Annotated in this window: 2 protein-coding genes; both read left to right on the forward strand. The window is 42.1% G+C overall.

The features are described from left to right. The coding region (locus tag L990_RS20480) for a hypothetical protein (protein WP_047451997.1) at window positions 1-249 on the forward strand (249 nt) is incomplete at its 5' end. Window positions 250-309: 60 nt separating this feature from the next. Next, window positions 310-810, forward strand: coding sequence for a hypothetical protein (locus L990_RS17180; protein ID WP_156121663.1), 501 nt, complete (start codon window positions 310-312; stop codon window positions 808-810). The last annotated feature ends 231 nt before the right edge of the window (window positions 811-1,041 follow it).

Raw genomic sequence — 1,041 nt, forward strand, 5'->3', positions numbered from 1 at the left:
AGCCGACGGTGCGAGTTAATTTTCGCCCTGTTTTTTGTGCTACTTTTTTGCGCCAAAAAAGTAGCGGGAAGAAATCTGCTAAATGCTGTCGCTACCACCCACGGCTGCGCTTTGCTTTTTTGCTACTTTTGGATGGACCGCTACCTAGCAAGGTCGAAGTCACAACCGAGCACGAAGTGCGAGTTCAGCGAAGCTAAACTTCGCCCAGCCTCGTGCGCTGATGTTGGCTACGGCGAGCGAGGTAGATAATTACCAAAGAGTTGTTGAATTTGAAATCTTCGCTAGATGAAAAAATGGTTTATTAGTACATTGAAGAGATTGTCCTATCGTTATGTTAGTGGTTTTATGATAACCTCTATTATACTGGTCATATTTTCATATTTGTTTCAACCGATAGATTATAGTAAGGATAAGTATTTGAAAGGCTACGTTTCAAGTATTACTCCAGACTTAATAAATCCAATTTCGTCACGGTATGGAGGAGCAAATTTTGAGGAGGTGTACAAATTCGGTTTTGTTGATGTCGAAGAGTTATTTTTCATAAACAGATATGATGGAGCGGTTGAAAAATACGGCATATATAATATTGTAAACAAAAATGTTACTATTAGATATTATAACTTTTACAGTTCGAGTAATAATGAGAATTATAATTATGTACGAAGTCTAAAAATTGGGAACAATACTGTTTACACTGAGGAGACATTTGTTAGCACCAATGTATTTTGGATGGTTTTGGGGCTAACCATACTTAGCTGCTTTTTGCTTGTGTGGGGTATATGGCAGCGCCTAAAGGAAGAATTTAGTTAGAGTCAAGGGCCGTGCAGCAATGCACGGCCCTTGACTTTTATGGTTGGGGGAGCTACGATTTCGAGCCGTTGTCCTTCCTATCGTTGGCAGCACGGGTGGTGCGGGCAAAGAGCAGGGGCTTTACACGCGTCATTGCTAAAAGAAGCACCAGCCATATTCGGCCACTGTCGTACAAAAAGTCGCTAATCTCCCATCCGTCAACACCCGTGGCGTTAGCCACACAGCCAACGG

This window comes from Alistipes sp. ZOR0009 (genome assembly GCF_000798815.1).
Taxonomy (GTDB): domain Bacteria; phylum Bacteroidota; class Bacteroidia; order Bacteroidales; family ZOR0009; genus Acetobacteroides.